The following is a 17,768-nucleotide window of genomic DNA, read 5'->3' on the forward strand; positions in this document are numbered from 1 at the left end:
GCCGTGAATGAAGGTAATCGATCGGGTAAATTAACCCGCGCTGCTTAGAATTTGGTTGTTTAGGAGTGTTAAGTGTTTGATACAAACTGGTGCAAGAGAGCTGCGAGAGGGCTAATTACATCCGTAATAGCAGCAGTACTAATTTTGAGTTTGGCAGCTTGTGGCGATCGCACCTCCACATCTGGGACACCTGGGGACTTGAAACCGGCAGAGAGTGAAAATGCAGTAAAAATTGCGGAAGTTTCACCTCCTCAAGTCATTCAAGAGCTGCGTCAGGCATTGGAAACTTACCAGCCTCAAGTGGCGGTACTCAGTCCTCAACCTAACGAGGTTCTAAAGGATAACACCGTCACAGTGCAATTGCAGGTTCAAGACTTGCCCATCTTTAAAGATCCGCAACTAGGTCTTGGCCCCCATCTCCAAGTCTTCCTGGACAACCAACCTTACCAGGCAGTTTATGACCCAAAAGGGCCTTTAATCTATAAAGATTTAGCCCCCGGCACTCACACACTCAGGGTTTTCGCTTCCCGCCCCTGGGATGAGAGCTTCAAAAATGAGGGAGCTTATGCCCAAACTACATTCCACATATTTACTAAGACAGATGACAACAGCCCCAACGCCGACAAACCACTGTTAACTTACAGCAATCCTCAAGCTAGCTACGGGGCAGAGCCGATCTTGCTTGATTTCTATCTCACCAACGCTCCCCTGCACCTTGTAGCCCAAGAGAATCCTGAAGACGACATTGCAGATTGGCGGATTCGTTGCACCATTAACGGCGAAAGCTTCATCATTGATGAGTGGCAGCCAATCTATCTCACAGGCTTCAAACCGGGCAAAAACTGGGTGCAGCTAGAATTACTTGATGAACTGGGCAATCCCGTTAATAACGCCTTTAACAATACAGTTAGGCTGATTACCTACGAACCAAACGGAACAGACACTCTTTCCCAGCTAGTTCGAGGCGAACTTTCAGCCGCCAACGCACGCGGAATTGTCGATCCTAACTACATCCCCAAGACACCAGAACCAACACCTACCCCAACACCTGAATCAGCGGTAGAGGCGACACCCGCACCTACTCCAACACCAACGCCTGAGCCAGCTGTAGAGGCGACACCCGCACCTACTCCAACACCAACGCCTGAGCCAGCGGTAGAGGCGACACCTGCACCTACCCCAACACCAAAGCCTGAGTCAGCGGTAGAGGCGACACCTGCACCTACCCCAACACCAACGCCTGAAACAGTAGCCCCAACTGCGCCAAAAGCGTCAGAAAAACCGAGATTTGGAGGATTTTTCAATCGGTTCCGTCGTCCAGATACGGCACAGCCTTCACCCACGCCGCCAGCGCCAAATGCGATCGCAACACCAACCCCCCCATTGACTCCGAAAGCAGCAGTTCAGAAGCCTGAAATTTCATCGGAACCAAAGGCTAAAGCTCCCGAAACCCCCGCATTGGAACCGACTAAATTAGACGAAAAAGAATCGTTCAAGAGGGAATCGTTCGATCGCCTCAAAAGTCCCAGCGCAGTTGAGCTACAACCCTCCCCCAGTTTGCCGCCTACACTGCCAGAAATTATAGAAACACCAACCCCCCCATTGATTCCTCCACTAGGAGTTCAGAAGCCAGAAATTTCACCCGAACCCAAGGTTTTGGCACCCGAAACCTTAAAGGAAGAACCGACTAAATTAGACGAAAAAGAATCGTTCAAGAGGGAATCGTTCGATCGCCTAAAAAGTCCCAGCGCAGTTGAACTACAACCCTCCCCCAGTTTGCCCCCTACACTGCCAGAAATAATAGAGACGCCAACCCCCGAAGAGATCTCGGTAAGACCAAAATCTCTTCCGCAGATCGATCCTCCACCGTCTCAAACTGAACCCAAGGCTGAAGTAACGAAAACTCCTGAAGCCAAACCTAATAAATCAGTTGAAACTGCACAAGAATCGTCTAATAGTTCAGGAATAACCCAAATTCACCAATTGTTCCAGCGCTTCCGAGAGCCTAGAACACCAATTCAGTAATAACAGAAACCGGGTTTCTTTGGTTGTCAAGGTCGATATTTCGTTGCTACAACCCCAATAAACCCGGTTTCTCATCCCCTATCGACTCTAACATTATCCAATCACCGTTAAGCCATCGAAAAAGCCAAAACAAATTTGAAATCTAAAATCTAAAATTTTAAATTCCTCTACCTCTGCTATACAAGCATAGCCAAGTGCGATCGCATTATGAACTATTTGGAGAAACTAACAGCCACAAAATTCTATTTACATCCTCTATCTCACCCACAATCCGTCGTACAGGTCGAGGCCATACCTTAACCAGAGTGGGTGTAGCAGAAATTTGATCTGCCTCGGCTTGCTCTGGATGCTTAAAAACATCAATTACTTTTAATGTGTACGGCTGATAGAGAGATTGTTCTAAAAGTTGATATAAAGTTTGGAGAATTCGCTCTGTAGTAGTATTATGCCCAGAAACAAACAAACGCAGTACATATCCTTGAGCTTCTGGCAACTTCGGCAACGGCGAGAATAGTTCTGGCTGGAAACTCGGATGAAGAACGCTATTTTCAAACCGCACCACTAAGTCATGTTCTTCCCACAGCTGAGGAAATTGATCGCGATAAGTTGCCAATACCATTGGATCGCACAATTCTTCAGGCCAAGGAGCGGCTTGCCAAACCAGGTCGTCGGTTTCAAAGACCGCATTCAGAAGTGTTTGATATCGCAGCACGGGGGCATAAGCTTCAGCAGAAATTCGCACTTGTCCGGATCGAGAATCTAACCATCTGTCCATAGTCGCCGTGTAGCACGGTACTAAGAAATGAGGCGGTTCTGATAGTCCCAAAATTTCCTGTAATCCTGTACATAAATTCAGGTGCCATCGATTCTGCTTATTTGGATCGATGCAATAGATTAAATCTCCCGCTGGTGTAAAAAGCGCAATACCTTTAAAAAGTTGTCCTTTGTCATTGGTCATTGGTCATTAGTCACTAGGAAAGATAAGATTGCAGATTGCAGATTTAATTTAAATCTAAAATCTAAAATCTAAAATTTATTGGTCATTACTTATTCGTAACAAACAAAGGACAACAAGGTTCCCAGGTATAATATCCCTGGGAACGAGACAAACGACAACTTAGACCCTGCCTCGCAGGAACTGAGCCATTTCGTTAGGAGTGGGAGATTTTTCCAAAGCTTCCTCTTCAGTAATTCTACCTTCCTGGTAGAGAGCCAAGAGAGCTTGGTTCATAGTCTGCATCCCGTCAAACTTAGACTTGAGCATGACTCCTGTAATTTCGTCGTATTTGCCCTGGACAATGTACTCTTTGATGGCATCTGAGTTGATCAGAACATCGTGGTAAGCTGCACGCTTACCATCGGTAGTTTTGCATAGACCCTGAGCGATTACTGCTATCAAGGATTCTGCGATCGCCACTTTCATCGACTCCTGCTCTTCTGCCGAGTATAGGTTGAGAATCCGCTCGATCGTCTTAACAGCACTATTCGTGTGCAGCGTACCCGCTACCAAGTGTCCCGTTTGCGCTGCTTTGAGAGCGGTGTTGACGGTTTCTTTGTCCCGCATTTCCCCCACCAGAATCAAATCTGGATCTTCCCGCAAAGCTGCTTTCAAAGCATTGTCAAATTTCCGGGTATGCTGTCCGACTTCTCGGTGCTTAATCAGAGATTTGCGACTCGTATGCACAAATTCGATCGGATCTTCGATCGTGATGATGTGCTTCGCCATATTCTTATTGATGTAATCAATCATGGCTGCCATCGTCGTAGACTTACCAGAACCCGTCGGTCCCGTTACCAAGATCAAACCCTTATGGTAATGGCAAATATCCTTGAAGACTGCAGGTAAGTTTAGCTGCTCCATCGTTAAGATATTGTTCGGAATCAAGCGCATTACCAACGAGGGGCCCCTCATCGACCCGAAAACATTGATCCGGGCTCGCGAGAATTCGTACTGCGTCACTCCGTCAAAATCTAGGGACTCTTCAAACTTCTCAATCTCCTCATCGCTCATCACCTCCTGCAACCAACTCATGAACGTGGGGTAATCGGTTTCGGAGTACTCGGTAGCGATGATGTCGCCCCGCTTGCGGAAACGGGGCGCTTCTCCCACACCGGCGTGAATGTCAGAAATCCCGTTGTCAAAAGCGTTCTTGACAATTTCCGCTAATGTAGGTTGTCCTGCCGAACGACCTCTACTACCCGGTGTCCGTGCTGAAACATTTGTCGCCGGTGCTGCCGGTGGCGGAGCTGGCGGCTGCGATCTTGGTGGTGGCCCCCCAGGTGCTGTAGAACCTGGGTGAGGTGCTGTAGGTGCATATCCTGCTGTTGGAAAAGGTGGTGGTGGTGGTGGTGGTGCCCCAGGAGGCCGAGAAGTAGTTGGCGGCATACCTGGATTGCGAACCGTGTTAGGCATGGCGACAGTTTCGTCTGTAGGTCGCTGAGTTCCTCCAGTAGATGTTTCAGGCCCAGGCGTTCTTCTGGCAGCAGGTGGTGGCCCTGGTGGCATACCACGGGAACCGGGCGGGGGTGGCATAGGTGGGCGCTGTGATTCTGTCATAGGTCTAGTGCTTCACCACACTGTGAGATTGTCGGTTTTTGGCGATAGATGCGGACAGACTTCTATCTTTTTTAAGTTTTCCCATAATTTGCCTTTGAGCATCAGTTTAATAGAAATATCGAGTAAAATAACTGAAATAAGTTTTGTGTAAAGTAGCTGTACGCTTAACAGCCTGAGTAGTTAAGTTTTTTTGCGGTTGTCTGCTTATCCCTCCTACTCCCTTACCGCTAGAAGATTATCTATAATTCTTTTTTCCCCTCTGCCCCTCTGCCCCTCTGCCCCTCTGCCCCTCTGCCCCTCTGCCCCTCTGCCCCTCTGCCCCTCTGCTCATCTCGATTTGTCAGCCCAGGCCGAAAATTAATCAGCTATTTCCTTAGTTTTCGTTTGATATTCCAACTGTTTTTTCCTTTCCTGTAAAAGTAGCTACAAAATTATGAGAAACACAGCCGAAGTTATAAGAAATGTTAAGGTATTTGCTAGCATCTTAACCAATTAAGTTTTTTTAGGCCATCGGGAGAGCTATATCTAAAGGCATAGGTTATTAAATATTTTATGCTTAAGAGTTACTTCTTTAGGTAGAGGCGTAGCCTTAAAAGCTAGCGACTCTTGCCTTAACATAAAAGAATATCGTCAAATGTTAAGTTTATTTAAAATACTGTTCATCTTAATCGAAACTTTATATACTACTAAGAACAAGCGAGCGATCGGCTCGGAAACAATAAACGGAATTTTACCTAAATCCAATTTTTTTCCTTAACCCCAGGAGGGATAATTATGGCGTTAACAAAAAGCCAGAATTTAGTCACGGCCTACGGCTTTGCGATGATCAAAAGCTTTTTAATCTGGACGTTTACCCTGTCAGTCTGCTTACTGGTAGTGGGTTTTCCATTAGTTATGCTGATGGTTGCGATCGGCTCTCTGTTATCGATCGCTCTGCAATCGGTAATGCCATTCAGTGCCGTGTTGCTAGTAGCAGGTGGTTTAATTGGTGCGAATGTTCTAGCAGTTATGGCTGGCGCTGCTATGCTGTCGCTCAAGGGCGTTCATCCTCATGATGTCACATGGTTAAATTGGCTCCGTGGAGATGAAAATCCGCGTCATAATTCTGTGTATGCAGCCTGCCCTTTAACCTGCGATATCACTATCAAACCCTCTGTCTAAAGGCCCATAGCTAGCCGTTGTTTTGAACGGTTCTAAGGCCCGGTAACACCGGGTTTTTTCATGGGAAAATTTATAGAAATTAGATGGCTATAGAACACTTGTTGTGTAAAAGCCAGGTTTTTTGGGAAAAAGGGGAAATTTTGGATTAAAAATTAAAGAATTGTAGAGAACAATTCTCCCTTCTCCCTCTAGCCCCCTCCCCATGCCCCATACCGATTTTGACTTTTGACTTTCTTAGCCCCTTCGCTATTAAGGAAGAAGTGCGGGCACAACAACAACCTTACCCAATTTTTCTAACTGGGATTTCACTAGAGAAGCATCACCGACAACAATGATAATCGGTTCGGATGAAATGTACTTAGCGGCTGCTTTTAGCACATCCTCTTGTGAAACCTGCGAGATCTTTTGGGGGTAGTTTTGATAATCCTCCAAGGGAAGTCCGATCAGTTGATAACTTGCCAGTGCATAGGCTACATTCGCGGGAGTTTCCAGACCCAAAGCAAAGTGACCCAAAAGCAGACCCTTGCTGGCAGCCAGTTCTTTCTCTGGAATTGGCTGGCTGCGGATAGTTTTCAGTTCTTTAATAATTTCTAGCACCGCATCGCCTGTGTATTGTTTGCCAACATCGGTTGTGACAAAAAACGTACCAACATCATTACTGCCATCATTCAATTCGCTGACAGCGCTATAGGTATAACCCTTGTCTACGCGCAAATTCTTGAACAAACGACCCGAAGGTCCCTCCCCCAAGACGGTATTCGCCACCAAGAGGGGATAACTTTCTGGATTGCGGGCATCTAAGCCTAAATTGCCAATCAGAATAGTTGCCTGTTCCGCGCCTGGGCGATCGATCAGGTAGATTGAGGAGGTATCGCCCATCCGATTGGGAGGATAGGTCAAAAAGTTTGGCACCTTACCCGATTGCCAGTTGCCAAACACTCGCTCCGTTTCTACCTTTGCTTGGGCTAGAGTAATGTCACCCACAATTACTAACAGGCTATTGTTAGGTTTAAAAAAGGTATTGTGAAACTTGATTAAATCGTTACGAGTAAGATTGTTCAGCGTTTCGGTTGATGTGATAAATCCGTAAGGATGCTGGGGATAAGCTATGCGGGTGAACTGACGACTTGCCAGCCACGCGGGATTGGTTTCTGATTCGCTCAGATTGGTTAACATCTGGGATTTAGCCACATCAAACGCTGATTGTGGAAATGTGGGTTTGAGTACCACATCTGCCAGAGAGTTGAAGGCAACTTGGGAATCTGGAGAAGGGAAATCAGCACTAACCGTCATCCATTCCAAACCAGCATCTGCTTCCATAGCTCCACCTACTGATTCAACTTGTTCGGCAATCTGTGTGCTGGAGGCATTTATCGTTCCTTGGGTAATTACATCTGCTAGTAACTGTGGCAAACCTTGTTTGTTGGCTGGAACAGCGACATCCGAACCTCTTATGAATAGTGATATTTGCAGTTTCGGGATTTCGCGATCCTGGATGAAAATTGCTTTCAAACCATTATTTAAGCTGAAGGTTTGATAGGGAGGTAGCTTGGTTTCTTTAGCCGGAAGAGGTTTGGGAGGCTGAGTGCGACTGACCGCCCCATCTGGCAGCTTTGCGAGTTCTTCTGGAGTAGCGCTGCGGGGTTTGAGCGATTGAACACCGATTGGCACATCAATAGGTTCGACAAGTTTACCTGGATAGGTTGCCAATACTTCTTGACCAGTTTTGAGGGTGATGAGGATGTTCATCGGTTTTTCGCATAAGTAAGTCTGGGCAATCTTTTGGATATCTGTGCTGGTGACTGCATTTAAGTTTTCCATATCTTTAACTAGCGCTTGCGGTGAGCCAAACTGATAGATAAATCGCTGAAAAACATCTGTGGTATTCCAGACTGAGCCTCGTAATTCGCTAATTGTGTCAATTTCGATCATCTTTTTGGCACGAGCCAATTCTGCTTCTGTGACCCCTTTTGCGATTACCTTTCTCAGTTGATCTTGGAGTAGGGATTGCACCGATTCAAGAGATTCACCCTCATTAGGAGTGCCGGAAATTACAAATAGGGACGCGCCCATATTTTCCAAGACTTCTGCTGATGCACTCGATGCCAATCCTTTGCGAATGACCTTTTGTTCAAAACGACTGCTTTCACCACTGCCCAAAATATTTGCTAAGAGTGTGAGCGCATAAAAATCGCGATCGCCTCGCGGGGGAACCACTACACTGTAGTTTACTTGGGGCAACTCGATCGCCGGATCGACGATCGTATCTTGATAACCAATTTTGCAGCCGGTTTTGCGATCGGTTTTGGTGACGGGAAACTGAGCTGGCAGAGGGTATTGCTTTAAGATGGGGACTGCTGGCTCACCTGGGGGGATATCACCAAAATATGCTTGTACTAGGGCTTTGGTTTGTTCAAAATCGATATCGCCAGCAATTACCAACGTGGCATTGTTGGGAATGTAATATTTGCGGTGAAAGGCTTTGGCTTCCTCTAGTGTGGCAGCATTTAGATCCTCAATGCTACCGATCATAGGACGTTCGTAGGGTAAATATCCCCGCAAAGGTGTAGTGGTGAGGTAAAGGTTGTTGGTGCGACCGTAGGGTGGATTCAAGACTCGTTCGTTAAATTCTTGAATGACTACTTGTCGTTCGGTGTCAAATGCTTCTTGGGTAATATTAAGAGATGCCATGCGATCGCTCTCCAACCACAGAGCCAAGGGTAGCTGATTCGCAGGTAAAATTTGCCAATAGTCGGTATAGTCAGGGTTAGTAGAGGCATTGCTGTCTCCACCAATTGCTTGAAGATAGGCATCAAATTCCCCCTTACCGACATTCGCTGACCCGCCAAACATTATATGTTCAAACAAATGGGCAAAGCCAGAACGCTTTGGGGGGTCATTAGCTGCACCAACCCGATACCAGAGATTTACCGCCACTACGGGAGCTGTATCGTCTTTGGCCAAAACCACTCTCAAACCGTTAGATAGAGTGTAATCCACGAACGCTGGTATATAGTCGGCAACGTTAAGGGTAGCTGTAGTAGATACAGCAGTGGTTCCAGGGGGAGTCACCGTTAATAGCAACGCTGCTAAAAACCATGAGATGCTTTTGTTGACCTTATTCATTACTACTGATATCGACTTGGGAAAAAATCAAGAACCGTTTGTAAGTGTGACTTGGGAATTTAGATGAGTATAAAGCTCTTCGGGTAGGCTCTAAGAGCATTGCTTGTTCGCAAACAACAATGCTAAAAAGGCAAAGGTAGGTCGTCAGTGCTTGTGCGATCGCTCCCAGACCTGAATCCTGACAGTAATTGGTAACTGCTTATCGACATGGCATCTGGGGCATAAAGCATAGTATATTTACAGTTCACCGCTTATTGCCCAGCACAGGTTTGTAATGTGTATTGGGTGCGGTCATAAGTAGTTGGTTGGTAGAAAGAGTATTCCTTGTCCCCCTTGTCCTCCTTGTCCTCCTTGTCCTCCTTGTCCTCCTTGTCCTCCTTGTCCCCCCTATCACCAACTGTTTTTGACCACACCCTGTGTATTTCCCGATCGCTTGCCAGATGCCTGTAGGATTATGGCAGACTTATATTTGCACATTTGCTATCCACTCGTTTTTAATGCCGCAGTCACCCTTCAAAGTTTGTATTATCGTCGGAACCCGTCCAGAGGCCATTAAACTAGCTCCGGTAATTCAGCGCTTCCAGGGCTCCTCATCTTTTGAGACGCGAGTGATTTTGACCGGCCAGCATCGAGAGATGGTGGATCAAGTGATGCAACTGTTCGATCTGAACTCTGATGAGGATTTGGCAATTATGCAGCCCCAGCAAACTCTAACAGATATTACCTGTCGGAGTTTACAAGGGTTAGAAACATTATTTCACCAGATGCAGCCAACTCTGGTGTTGGTGCAGGGAGATACTACTACTGCTTTTGCGGCAGCGCTAGCCGCATTTTACCAAAAAATTCCTGTGGGGCACGTAGAGGCAGGTTTGCGGACGGATGACCTGTTTAATCCCTACCCGGAGGAAGCAAATCGGCGTCTGATTTCTCAAGTCACCCAGCTGCACTTCGCGCCGACTTCTTTAGCTGTTGACAATCTGCGCCGTTCGGGTGTTGTGGGAGAAATTCACCAAACTGGCAATACTGTAATTGATGCTTTGTTGATGGTAGCGCAACGTCAACCTGCTTGTAATATTCCGTCTTTAGATTGGCAGAAGTATCGGATGCTGTTGGCAACTGTTCATCGGCGGGAAAATTGGGGCGAACCTTTAAAGGATATCGCCCAAGGATTTCTACAAATTTTAAGTAAATTCCCGGATACGGCTTTGCTGTTACCTCTGCATCGGAATCCTACAGTGCGAGAACCGCTACAGGCAATGTTGGGTAACCATCCCAGAGTATTTCTGACCGAACCTTTGGATTATGCGGAATTGGTAGGGGCAATTCAGCGCTGTTATCTGCTGTTAAGTGATTCTGGTGGACTACAGGAGGAAGCGCCTAGCTTGGGGAAGCCGGTGCTGGTGTTACGGGAAACTACGGAAAGACCGGAAGCTCTAGCAGCTGGTACGGCCAAACTCGTGGGAACCAACCCAACCCACATTCTCGCAGCCGCAAGTGAGTTACTCAGTAACCCCAGTGTCTACAACGCAATGGCAACGGCTGTCAATCCCTTTGGCGACGGTCACGCGGCTGAACGCATTTTGCAAATTGTCGAGAATTACTGCCACAGAGAGATTACTGACTGACTTTTGAAATTATTGGTTTTGTCGCCCCTGGATTCATCCGTGGGGTCAATTCCATTATCCAAAATCAATTTTTTTTACTTCCTTCCCGCCAGAAGATTATCATTCTTTTTCCCCTCTGCCCCTCTGCCCTTCTGCGGCCTTTATAGATATTCTTTGAGCGAGAAAGGAGTAAGCGGTGCGTCGGGGTGGTCGAGTGGCGATCGCAATATAGATATTTACGGTTACTTTATACAAGCTTTACACTTTAGCGCCAAAATGGTGCGTATTTAAAAGAATTAGTAAAGATCTGATATTGCTTCTAGCCATATCTCTTAAGTATCTATTACAGTATACATCAACAAATACCGTAAATACACCAGGATTCACTGACTTATCAGGGTATTTCTACATAAAGCCAGGGACTAGCTCTCCTGGTAAATACTGATGTGACAATTTTGTAGCCACAACAATTATTTTGGAGGAATGTATATGTCGTTGAAAATTATGCCGCTGGGTGACTCAATCACTTATGGAGTGGTTAATTCACAAGCAGGTGATACGGAGAGCGGGGGTTACCGTACCGAATTGGGGAACTTATTTGGAGCGGATAATTTTAGTGCGGACATGGTAGGGTCAATCTCCAGCGGCCCAAGCAACATCGATCGAAACAATGAAGGACATAGGGGGTGGAGAATCGATGAAATTAGCAGTTCGGTGGATGGGTGGTTAACCACGTATCAGCCGGACGCAGTTATGTTAATGATTGGCACCAATGATATTTTACAGAATTACGATGTTAGCAATGCAGGCAATCGACTCGACGCACTGGTTGACAAAATCACCAGTAAAATACCTAATGCACGGTTGTTTCTAGGCTCTATTCCGCCATCTTTTAAATACGCGGACGATCTAGCACAGGTCGCCACTTTCAACGAGCAAGTTCTTCAGATTGCAAATAACAAGGTTTATCAAGGCAAAAAAGTTACTTTTGTCGATATAAACAGTAAGCTAAACGAGAACGATTTAGCAGATAAAATTCACCCAACTATCAATGGTTACACCAAGATTGCTAATGCTTGGTACGACGCGCTTCTGCCTTTTACTGGTATAAAGAAAACTACCCGAAAACAAGCAGAGGACATGACGCTGACGAATTATAGCGTGGAGTCAGGGAACAGCTCTGCCTTAGCCCAGAAGGTAATAAGTCTCGGCAACGCCCCAAACGGCACCGGCATCGCCTCCTTTAACTTTTCCGGCACATCAGGCAAATACGATGTAATCCTGGGTTACTATGACGAGAACGACGGACAAGCGCAGCTGAAAGTCAAGATTGGGGGCAACCAGGTAGATCAGTGGACACTTAACCAAAACCTGGGCAGTGGAGCGGCAAATAGCCAAACTAAGATGCGGCGAACTGTTGCCACATCTTTCACCCTTAACCAGGGAACAACGATCGAGATTCAAGGCACAGCAAACCAGGCCGAGTATGGGCGGTTGGATTATGTAGAATTAATCCCTAACGAGACATCTTCAACAGCAAGTTTATCTGCCGCAAACATTACAGAAGGCGACGGCACAACTCACACTTTCTCCGTCACTTATACGGATGATGATGGTGTGAATTTGTCTACCCTAGATGGCAATGACATCCGGGTAACAGGCGCAAATAATTTCAACCAATTAGCGTACTTAATAGGCGTGAATCAAAGTGGCGGTGATGTAACAGGCTTTTACCGCATCAACGCCCCTGGTGGTAGCTGGGATACAGCGGACAACGGCACTTACAGTGTGGCGCTGCAAAATGGCGAGGTCAAAGATACTCAAAACAACTCCTTCCTAAGTGGCAATTTAGGAACATTCCAAGTCAACGTACCTCCGCCTTTAACGAACATCCGTATTGAAGCTGAAAATATGCAGCGGACAACTTACCTGGTGGAGTCAAATAGTGCCGCTTCCAACGGTCAGTTAATCGGTCTATATCAATCTGGTGGTTCAAGCGGCACTGCTACCACGACCTTTAACGGTGCTAGCGGCATCTATGACGTAGTAGTTCGTTATTTTGACGAGAACGATGGACTTTCAACGCTGACGGCTAAAATTGGGGGTACTCAGATAGCGCAATGGACTTTCAACCAAAATCTGGGCAGTTCGGGGGCTAACAGCCAAACGGCGGTAACTAAAACGATCGCTACAGGTCTATCAATTAACCAGGGAACTACTATCCAATTACAAGGAGTAGCAAATCAAGCTGAGTTTGCGCGAGTGGATTACATTGAATTTCTACCCACAGGCGCAGCAGCTGTATCACCAGCTGACGTTACCGCACCGACGGCAAGCTTATCTGCTTCCAACATTACACAAGGAAATGGCACTACCCAGACTTTGACCGTTACCTACAGTGATGATCGAGGTGTGGACGTATCCAGCTTGGATGGCAACGACCTGCGCGTTACGGGGCCAAACGGCTTCAACCAGCTAGCAACTTTGGTGAGTGTGGACACCAATAGCAATGGCACTCCCCGTACTGCTACTTATAGCATCAACGCCCCAGGCGGCACCTGGGATACGTTGGATAACGGTAGTTACACTGTGGCGCTGCAAAACGGTCAAGTCAAAGATACCAGCAGTAACTTTGTCCAAAGCGGTAACCTGGGAACGTTTCAAGTCAATGTGCCTCAACCTGTAGTCAACATCCGCATGGAAGCGGAGAATATGCAGTTGACATCCTACCTGGTGGAGTCAAATAGTGTCGGTTCAGGTAGTAAGGTAATCGGTCTTCCTAAAACTGGAGGCACTAACGGTACAGCTACTACGACCTTTACTGGCGCTAGCGGCACCTATGATGTGCTGCTGCGCTATTTTGACGAAAATGATGGACAAGCAACGCTGACAACCTCAATAGGTGGTATCCAGGTAGATGGACGCACCCTCAACCAAAATCTGGGGAGTGGCGGTGTTGATAGCCAAACTGCGGTAATTAAAACGATCGCTACGGGTCTATCAATTAACCAGGGAACAACCATCCAAATACAAGGGGTCGCAAACCAAGCTGAGTATGCACGAGTTGATTACATCGAATTTGTCCCTGTTAATGTAAATACGATCGATGGTACTGAGTTTGCCGATACTCTGACAGGGAACTCAGAAAATAACATTATTAATGGTTTTGGAGGAGACGATATCTTGATTGGTGGTGCTGGGAACGATAGCCTCAACGGTGGTGGCGGTGCAGATTTGTTCGTCTTGGCAGCAGGAGAAGGATTTGACGTTGTTTCTGACTTTGCATATGGTCAAGATCGCCTGGGATTAAGCGGTGGTTTAACCTTCGAGCAACTTACTCTAGCTCAAGGTACTGGTGCGAATCTGTACAATACTGTAATTTCGATCGCTAACAGCAATCAACTTCTAGCTACTCTGACGGGGATTCAAGCTAGTAACATCACCGCAGAGGGCTTTACTACTGTCTAGAGTTGCGATATATTTTGGCAAGTCTGAGGTCATAAGGAGACTTTTTTCTGCCTACATCCTTGTTTTCTTCCGATCGCGTGCGATCGCATTCCTCATCCCCAAAAAGCTCGATATGCCTACGGCACGCTATGCGCGATAGCGCAGGCTACGCCAACGCGAACGCACTTCTCATCCCCATTCATACGATCGCGCTCTTCATCCCTCAAAAAAGCGATCGCCCCTCTCCATACCCATTCATGCGATCGCAGGTTTGATCTCTGGTACACATAAAAGTCGATCGCGCCATCTTCCCATATAAAACGTTAAATAACAAAATTGGTTAATTTTTGTTATTAGAGGAAAGAGTAGTTGACTCAAATAGGTGCCTCAACATCATGAACATATCCTTAACTCCTGAACTAGAGCAGTTTGTTCAGTCAACAGTCAAAAACGGTAGATACACATCAGCTTCTGAAGTAGTACGGGCGGCGTTAAGATTACTAAAAGAACGGGAAAATTTAGTTGTTTTGAATCCGGTTTCGTCAGACGGGAAGCAGAAACCAAGCTATGATTTCTCTGATTTGGTGGGGCGATTAACTTGGCAGGGAAATGCAGTAACAATGCAGAGAAATCTACGCGATGAGTGGTAATCGCTAGGTGTTGGATACGAATGCTATCGTGGCTCTGCTTCAAGGAAATCTTCAACTCATTGAATTACTTAAAGATGCTAATTGGCTCGGAGTTTCAGTCATTAGCCAAATTAAGTTTCTGGTATTTACTGGGCTGAGTCAAAACGATAGTCAGATTTTTGAGCAGTTTCTTCAACGAGTGGAGGTTCTGGGTTTAGTGGCGATTGATGCTGTTAGGATTGTTAGTATCTCCAGCCGGGTTCACGCTTTGGAATGTAGTACACAAGAAATTAAAGCTGATTGGAATTTATTATGAATGAAACACCCTTTTTGCCCGATCCAGAACAGGTAAAGCAGACTCTCGCGAAGGCGCATCGTGCTTGTCAGGATATGGAGTTAGCAGGTTTGGAGTTACAAGAGGTGATTGAAATGTTAGAACGCAATATTAGAGAACAACGTCTCAAGCGCTTAAAGCAGGTTTCTTAGGTAGAGGTTGGCGATCGCATCTTTTTTCTATTCTAAAATAGCGATCGCATTCTTGGCCCAAAACCACCTCATTCATACGATCGCAATCCTCATCCCCAAAAAGCACGATCGCATTCCCCATCCCCAAAAAGCACGATCGCATTCCCCATCCCCAAAAAGCACGATCGCATTCCCCATCCCCAAAAAGTTCGATCGCATTCCCCATCCCCAAAAAGTTCGATCGCATTCCCCATCCCCAAAAAGTTCGATCGCCTACGGCCCGCTGCGCGATATGCCTACGGCAGGCTACGCCAACGCACAAGAGCCAAAACTTTTTCAAAATTAGCTTTGGCGTCGTTTGCCGGAGGCATATCGCGCTTCCCCTCCATCATTAATGCTAAACTAGCAAGTGGATTCAACCAAGATTGAAAATTATGCAAATAAAGCAAGGGCATATATGCCAAGGAAAATTCGGGACTACAAAACTGAATTGATTAGATTAGGGTTTCTGCAACGGCGTGGCAAGGGAAGCCATCAGAACTGGAAACATCCGCAACTACAACTGTTGATTACTATTGCCTTCAAAGACGGTGAGGATACACCGTTGTATTTGGAGAAATTCTTAAAAAAAGCGATTCAAGAGTTAGAAACAATAGCAGCAGAGGAATCAGAGGAATGAATTACCGCTATAGTTTATTAATTCAATGGTCACAAGAGGATCAACTATATTTGGTAACACTGCCAGAGTTTGCTAAATTAGCGATGCAGCCTTGCACTTATGGGAAAACTTATGAAGAAGCAATCGCCAATGCTCAAGAAGCGATCGCCAGCTATCTTGACTATTGCGAAGAAGAAGGTTTAGCCCCTCCAAGTCCGACGATCGTTGCGGCTTAAGTAAAAGGCGATCCCACTTTCATTTGGGCGAGAAAAAGTGATTGCGCTTACGCATTTCTAGCTGATTTAAAAAGGGCGATCGCACTTCTGAGAAAAATCGAAAAAGTGGGGTTCAGAAACCGGGTTTTTGGATAAGATATCGGTTAATAGGCAAAGGTGATCTGAAAAACCCGGTTTCTTTTCTTGGGGCAATCAAAAGGCGATCGCATTTTCATCGGATTTGAAAATCGTACTCTTCATCCCCAAAAAGACCGAAACTTGCTGATTTCACGATCGCGATCGCCAATCTGCTACACCCACGATCGCACTTTGGTTAGGGAAGGAAATACGATCGCATTCCCCATCCCCAAAAAGCCCGATCGCACTCCTCATCCCCAAAAAGCACGATTGCCTACGGCACACTGCGCGAACGCATTGCTGTTATTCAATCAATCTTAAAAACATCCTGCAAATTACGATAACCGCTAATAACTCGCAAAATTTCAATGTCATCACCAACTATTTGATAAAAAACTATGTATCCCATTAATGGCACACCACGTAAATTGGGGGTAAATTGTGAATACGATCGCCCCAAGTATGGATACTGTGCGAGATGCTGGCATTTTTTACCAAAGGCTTCTACAAAACGATCGCCTGCATCTACACTTTGCGCCAGAAAGTAATCGGAAATTTCCGATAAATCTCGACTCGCTTCGAGCGTAATAAGCAAGGGATTCATACTATTACTTCTTTGGCTTTTTTCACTTTATCTCTAAGTTGAGCTAATACGTCTTCTGCCTTTAGCACTTCACCGCGTTGCGCCTGTTCTCGTGCTAGGTCAATTTTCTTCTGAGTTTCTTCGATCCAGGCTAAATAGTTTGGGTTGTTGTTGCCATCGGATAGAGTAACATCATCGATTAATAACAGTAAGGCTGTGTTAATTGCTTCTTCAAGGGAGGGATATTGCCCATGCTTTACCAAAGTTTCAAGGACTTGGGTTTGCTCTTGGCTCAAGGTGATTTGCATTGTTACCTCTCATGGGGGCAAGGGTTGGACAATACTTCTACTTTATCGCACTTCTCTATAAAAAAGCGATTGTACTCTCTAATTGAACAAACGCGATCGCATCTTCCACTATAATTTCTATTAGCATCTTGTCCCCCCCTTCTGAAGGGGGGATCATGCCCAAATTAAACGACTCTAAATTTCACCTTCTTTATAACCCACAACTCATCTCTGTCGCTAAAGAACTGCGGAAAAACCCAACCCCATCGGAAAAAAAACTTTGGCAAGATAATCTTAGAAATTTCCCTTTTCGAGTTTGGCGACAAAGACCGATCGACAATTTTATTGTAGATTGGTCGTTGTGCGGCTTTAAAGTTGGTGATTGAGGTTGATGGAGAGAGTCATTTTACGGAACAAGGGAAACAATATGATGCTCAAAGAACCAGGATTTTAGAAAAGATAACTTTAGACAGGAGAACGCCAATTTTCGATTGGCAAATTAGGTACTCTCTGAAATTCTCGAACGTTAGATGTTACCACAATATGATTATGGGTAATAGCGGTGGCGGCAATTAGTACATCATAAGCACCAATAGGAGAACCTGCTATTTTTAGAATGCTTCTGATTTGGGCAGCTTGCTCTGCTTCTGTTGAGCCAAAAGGTAAGATTGTAATTGAGTTGATTAATGTTTCAATTATAGGTTGGATTTTAACGGCGCGTTGTGGATTGATTGCTAATCCATATTTTACTTCCATAACCGTTAAAAATGAAATAAAAAATTCAGTGGGAGAAATAGATTTTAATTTTTTTATGGTGTTTTCTTCTCCCTTAACAAAATCACTAACTACGCAAGTGTCGAGTAGATAACCCAT

20 protein-coding genes are annotated in these 17,768 nt (G+C 45.7%); 12 read left to right on the forward strand and 8 right to left on the reverse strand.

Going from position 1 to position 17,768, the window contains the following annotated elements; all coding sequences use genetic code 11:
• Positions 1-72: 72 nt before the first annotated feature.
• A complete protein-coding gene (locus LAY41_RS32210) occupies positions 73-2,025 on the forward strand; it encodes a hypothetical protein (protein ID WP_275973982.1) in 1,953 nt (650 codons plus the stop codon).
• Positions 2,026-2,230: 205 nt separating this feature from the next.
• Here LAY41_RS32210 and LAY41_RS07780 read toward each other — a convergent pair whose 3' ends face one another.
• Together LAY41_RS07780 and LAY41_RS07785 are read right to left on the reverse strand one after the other, a co-directional pair.
• Positions 2,231-2,983: a circadian clock KaiB family protein gene (locus LAY41_RS07780; RefSeq protein WP_249096007.1), complete on the reverse strand. Its 753-nt coding sequence runs from the start codon at positions 2,981-2,983 to the stop codon at positions 2,231-2,233.
• A 159-nt stretch (positions 2,984-3,142) separates the two neighbouring features.
• Positions 3,143-4,582 (reverse strand): type IV pilus twitching motility protein PilT, encoded by a 1,440-nt coding sequence (locus LAY41_RS07785; RefSeq protein WP_249096008.1) that lies wholly within the window; start codon positions 4,580-4,582, stop codon positions 3,143-3,145.
• 774 nt (positions 4,583-5,356) lie between these two features.
• On the opposite strand from LAY41_RS07785, the gene LAY41_RS07790 reads away from it, so the two are divergent.
• Positions 5,357-5,743 carry a hypothetical protein gene (locus tag LAY41_RS07790; protein WP_249096009.1) on the forward strand — a complete coding sequence of 129 codons (387 nt, stop codon included), beginning with the start codon at positions 5,357-5,359 and terminating at the stop codon, positions 5,741-5,743.
• A 249-nt stretch (positions 5,744-5,992) separates the two neighbouring features.
• Here the strand turns inward: LAY41_RS07790 and LAY41_RS07795 are convergent, their stop codons facing one another.
• Positions 5,993-8,869, reverse strand: coding sequence for a M16 family metallopeptidase (locus LAY41_RS07795; protein ID WP_249096010.1), 2,877 nt, complete (start codon positions 8,867-8,869; stop codon positions 5,993-5,995).
• A 497-nt stretch (positions 8,870-9,366) separates the two neighbouring features.
• Here LAY41_RS07795 and wecB point away from each other — a divergent pair, with 497 nt between their 5' ends.
• A complete protein-coding gene (gene wecB, locus LAY41_RS07800; RefSeq protein WP_249096345.1) occupies positions 9,367-10,494 on the forward strand; it encodes a non-hydrolyzing UDP-N-acetylglucosamine 2-epimerase in 1,128 nt (375 codons plus the stop codon).
• A 99-nt stretch (positions 10,495-10,593) separates the two neighbouring features.
• Here wecB and LAY41_RS32215 read toward each other — a convergent pair whose 3' ends face one another.
• Positions 10,594-10,728 carry a hypothetical protein gene (locus LAY41_RS32215; protein ID WP_275973983.1) on the reverse strand — a complete coding sequence of 45 codons (135 nt, stop codon included), beginning with the start codon at positions 10,726-10,728 and terminating at the stop codon, positions 10,594-10,596.
• 234 nt (positions 10,729-10,962) lie between these two features.
• On the opposite strand from LAY41_RS32215, the gene LAY41_RS07805 reads away from it, so the two are divergent.
• The gene (locus tag LAY41_RS07805) at positions 10,963-13,941 is read left to right on the forward strand and encodes a GDSL-type esterase/lipase family protein (RefSeq protein WP_249096011.1); all 2,979 of its coding nucleotides are present in this window, start codon (positions 10,963-10,965) and stop codon (positions 13,939-13,941) included.
• 116 nt (positions 13,942-14,057) lie between these two features.
• Here the strand turns inward: LAY41_RS07805 and LAY41_RS07810 are convergent, their stop codons facing one another.
• Entirely contained in the window at positions 14,058-14,207 is a 150-nt protein-coding gene (locus tag LAY41_RS07810; protein WP_249096012.1) for a hypothetical protein, read from the reverse strand.
• A gap of 108 nt (positions 14,208-14,315) precedes the next feature.
• Between LAY41_RS07810 and LAY41_RS07815 the strand changes: the two genes are divergently transcribed.
• The 7 genes from LAY41_RS07815 to LAY41_RS07845 all read left to right on the forward strand — a co-directional run bounded on the left by LAY41_RS07815 (position 14,316) and on the right by LAY41_RS07845 (position 16,346).
• A complete protein-coding gene (locus LAY41_RS07815) occupies positions 14,316-14,570 on the forward strand; it encodes a type II toxin-antitoxin system ParD family antitoxin (RefSeq protein WP_249096014.1) in 255 nt (84 codons plus the stop codon).
• Positions 14,571-14,598: 28 nt separating this feature from the next.
• Positions 14,599-14,865, forward strand: a complete 267-nt coding sequence (locus LAY41_RS07820; RefSeq protein ID WP_249096017.1) for a hypothetical protein — start codon at positions 14,599-14,601, stop codon at positions 14,863-14,865.
• Complete coding sequence (locus tag LAY41_RS07825) at positions 14,862-15,035, forward strand: hypothetical protein (RefSeq protein ID WP_249096020.1); 174 nt, start codon at positions 14,862-14,864, stop codon at positions 15,033-15,035. The genes LAY41_RS07820 and LAY41_RS07825 overlap by 4 nt, the downstream gene beginning before the upstream one ends.
• A gap of 7 nt (positions 15,036-15,042) precedes the next feature.
• Entirely contained in the window at positions 15,043-15,360 is a 318-nt protein-coding gene (locus LAY41_RS07830; RefSeq protein WP_249096022.1) for a hypothetical protein, read from the forward strand.
• Between the two features lie 111 nt (positions 15,361-15,471).
• Positions 15,472-15,693 carry a type II toxin-antitoxin system HicA family toxin gene (locus LAY41_RS07835; RefSeq protein WP_249096023.1) on the forward strand — a complete coding sequence of 74 codons (222 nt, stop codon included), beginning with the start codon at positions 15,472-15,474 and terminating at the stop codon, positions 15,691-15,693.
• The gene (locus tag LAY41_RS07840; RefSeq protein ID WP_249096025.1) at positions 15,690-15,908 is read left to right on the forward strand and encodes a type II toxin-antitoxin system HicB family antitoxin; all 219 of its coding nucleotides are present in this window, start codon (positions 15,690-15,692) and stop codon (positions 15,906-15,908) included. The genes LAY41_RS07835 and LAY41_RS07840 overlap by 4 nt, the downstream gene beginning before the upstream one ends.
• Before the next feature lie 183 nt (positions 15,909-16,091).
• Positions 16,092-16,346, forward strand: a complete 255-nt coding sequence (locus tag LAY41_RS07845; protein ID WP_249096027.1) for a hypothetical protein — start codon at positions 16,092-16,094, stop codon at positions 16,344-16,346.
• On the opposite strand, the gene LAY41_RS07850 is transcribed toward LAY41_RS07845, so the two are convergent.
• Both LAY41_RS07850 and LAY41_RS07855 read right to left on the reverse strand, forming a co-directional pair.
• Positions 16,333-16,629, reverse strand: a complete 297-nt coding sequence (locus LAY41_RS07850; RefSeq protein WP_249096030.1) for a type II toxin-antitoxin system RelE/ParE family toxin — start codon at positions 16,627-16,629, stop codon at positions 16,333-16,335. The genes LAY41_RS07845 and LAY41_RS07850 overlap by 14 nt on opposite strands.
• Complete coding sequence (locus LAY41_RS07855; RefSeq protein ID WP_249096031.1) at positions 16,626-16,916, reverse strand: ribbon-helix-helix domain-containing protein; 291 nt, start codon at positions 16,914-16,916, stop codon at positions 16,626-16,628. Before LAY41_RS07855 ends, LAY41_RS07850 begins: the two co-directional genes overlap by 4 nt.
• A 155-nt stretch (positions 16,917-17,071) precedes the next feature.
• On the opposite strand from LAY41_RS07855, the gene LAY41_RS32220 reads away from it, so the two are divergent.
• Positions 17,072-17,281 carry a DUF559 domain-containing protein gene (locus LAY41_RS32220; protein WP_275973985.1) on the forward strand — a complete coding sequence of 70 codons (210 nt, stop codon included), beginning with the start codon at positions 17,072-17,074 and terminating at the stop codon, positions 17,279-17,281.
• Between the two features lie 79 nt (positions 17,282-17,360).
• Here LAY41_RS32220 and LAY41_RS07865 read toward each other — a convergent pair whose 3' ends face one another.
• A complete protein-coding gene (locus LAY41_RS07865) occupies positions 17,361-17,768 on the reverse strand; it encodes a type II toxin-antitoxin system VapC family toxin (RefSeq protein WP_249096034.1) in 408 nt (135 codons plus the stop codon).

It is taken from the genome of Argonema galeatum A003/A1 (assembly GCF_023333595.1).
Classification (GTDB): domain Bacteria; phylum Cyanobacteriota; class Cyanobacteriia; order Cyanobacteriales; family Aerosakkonemataceae; genus Argonema; species Argonema galeatum.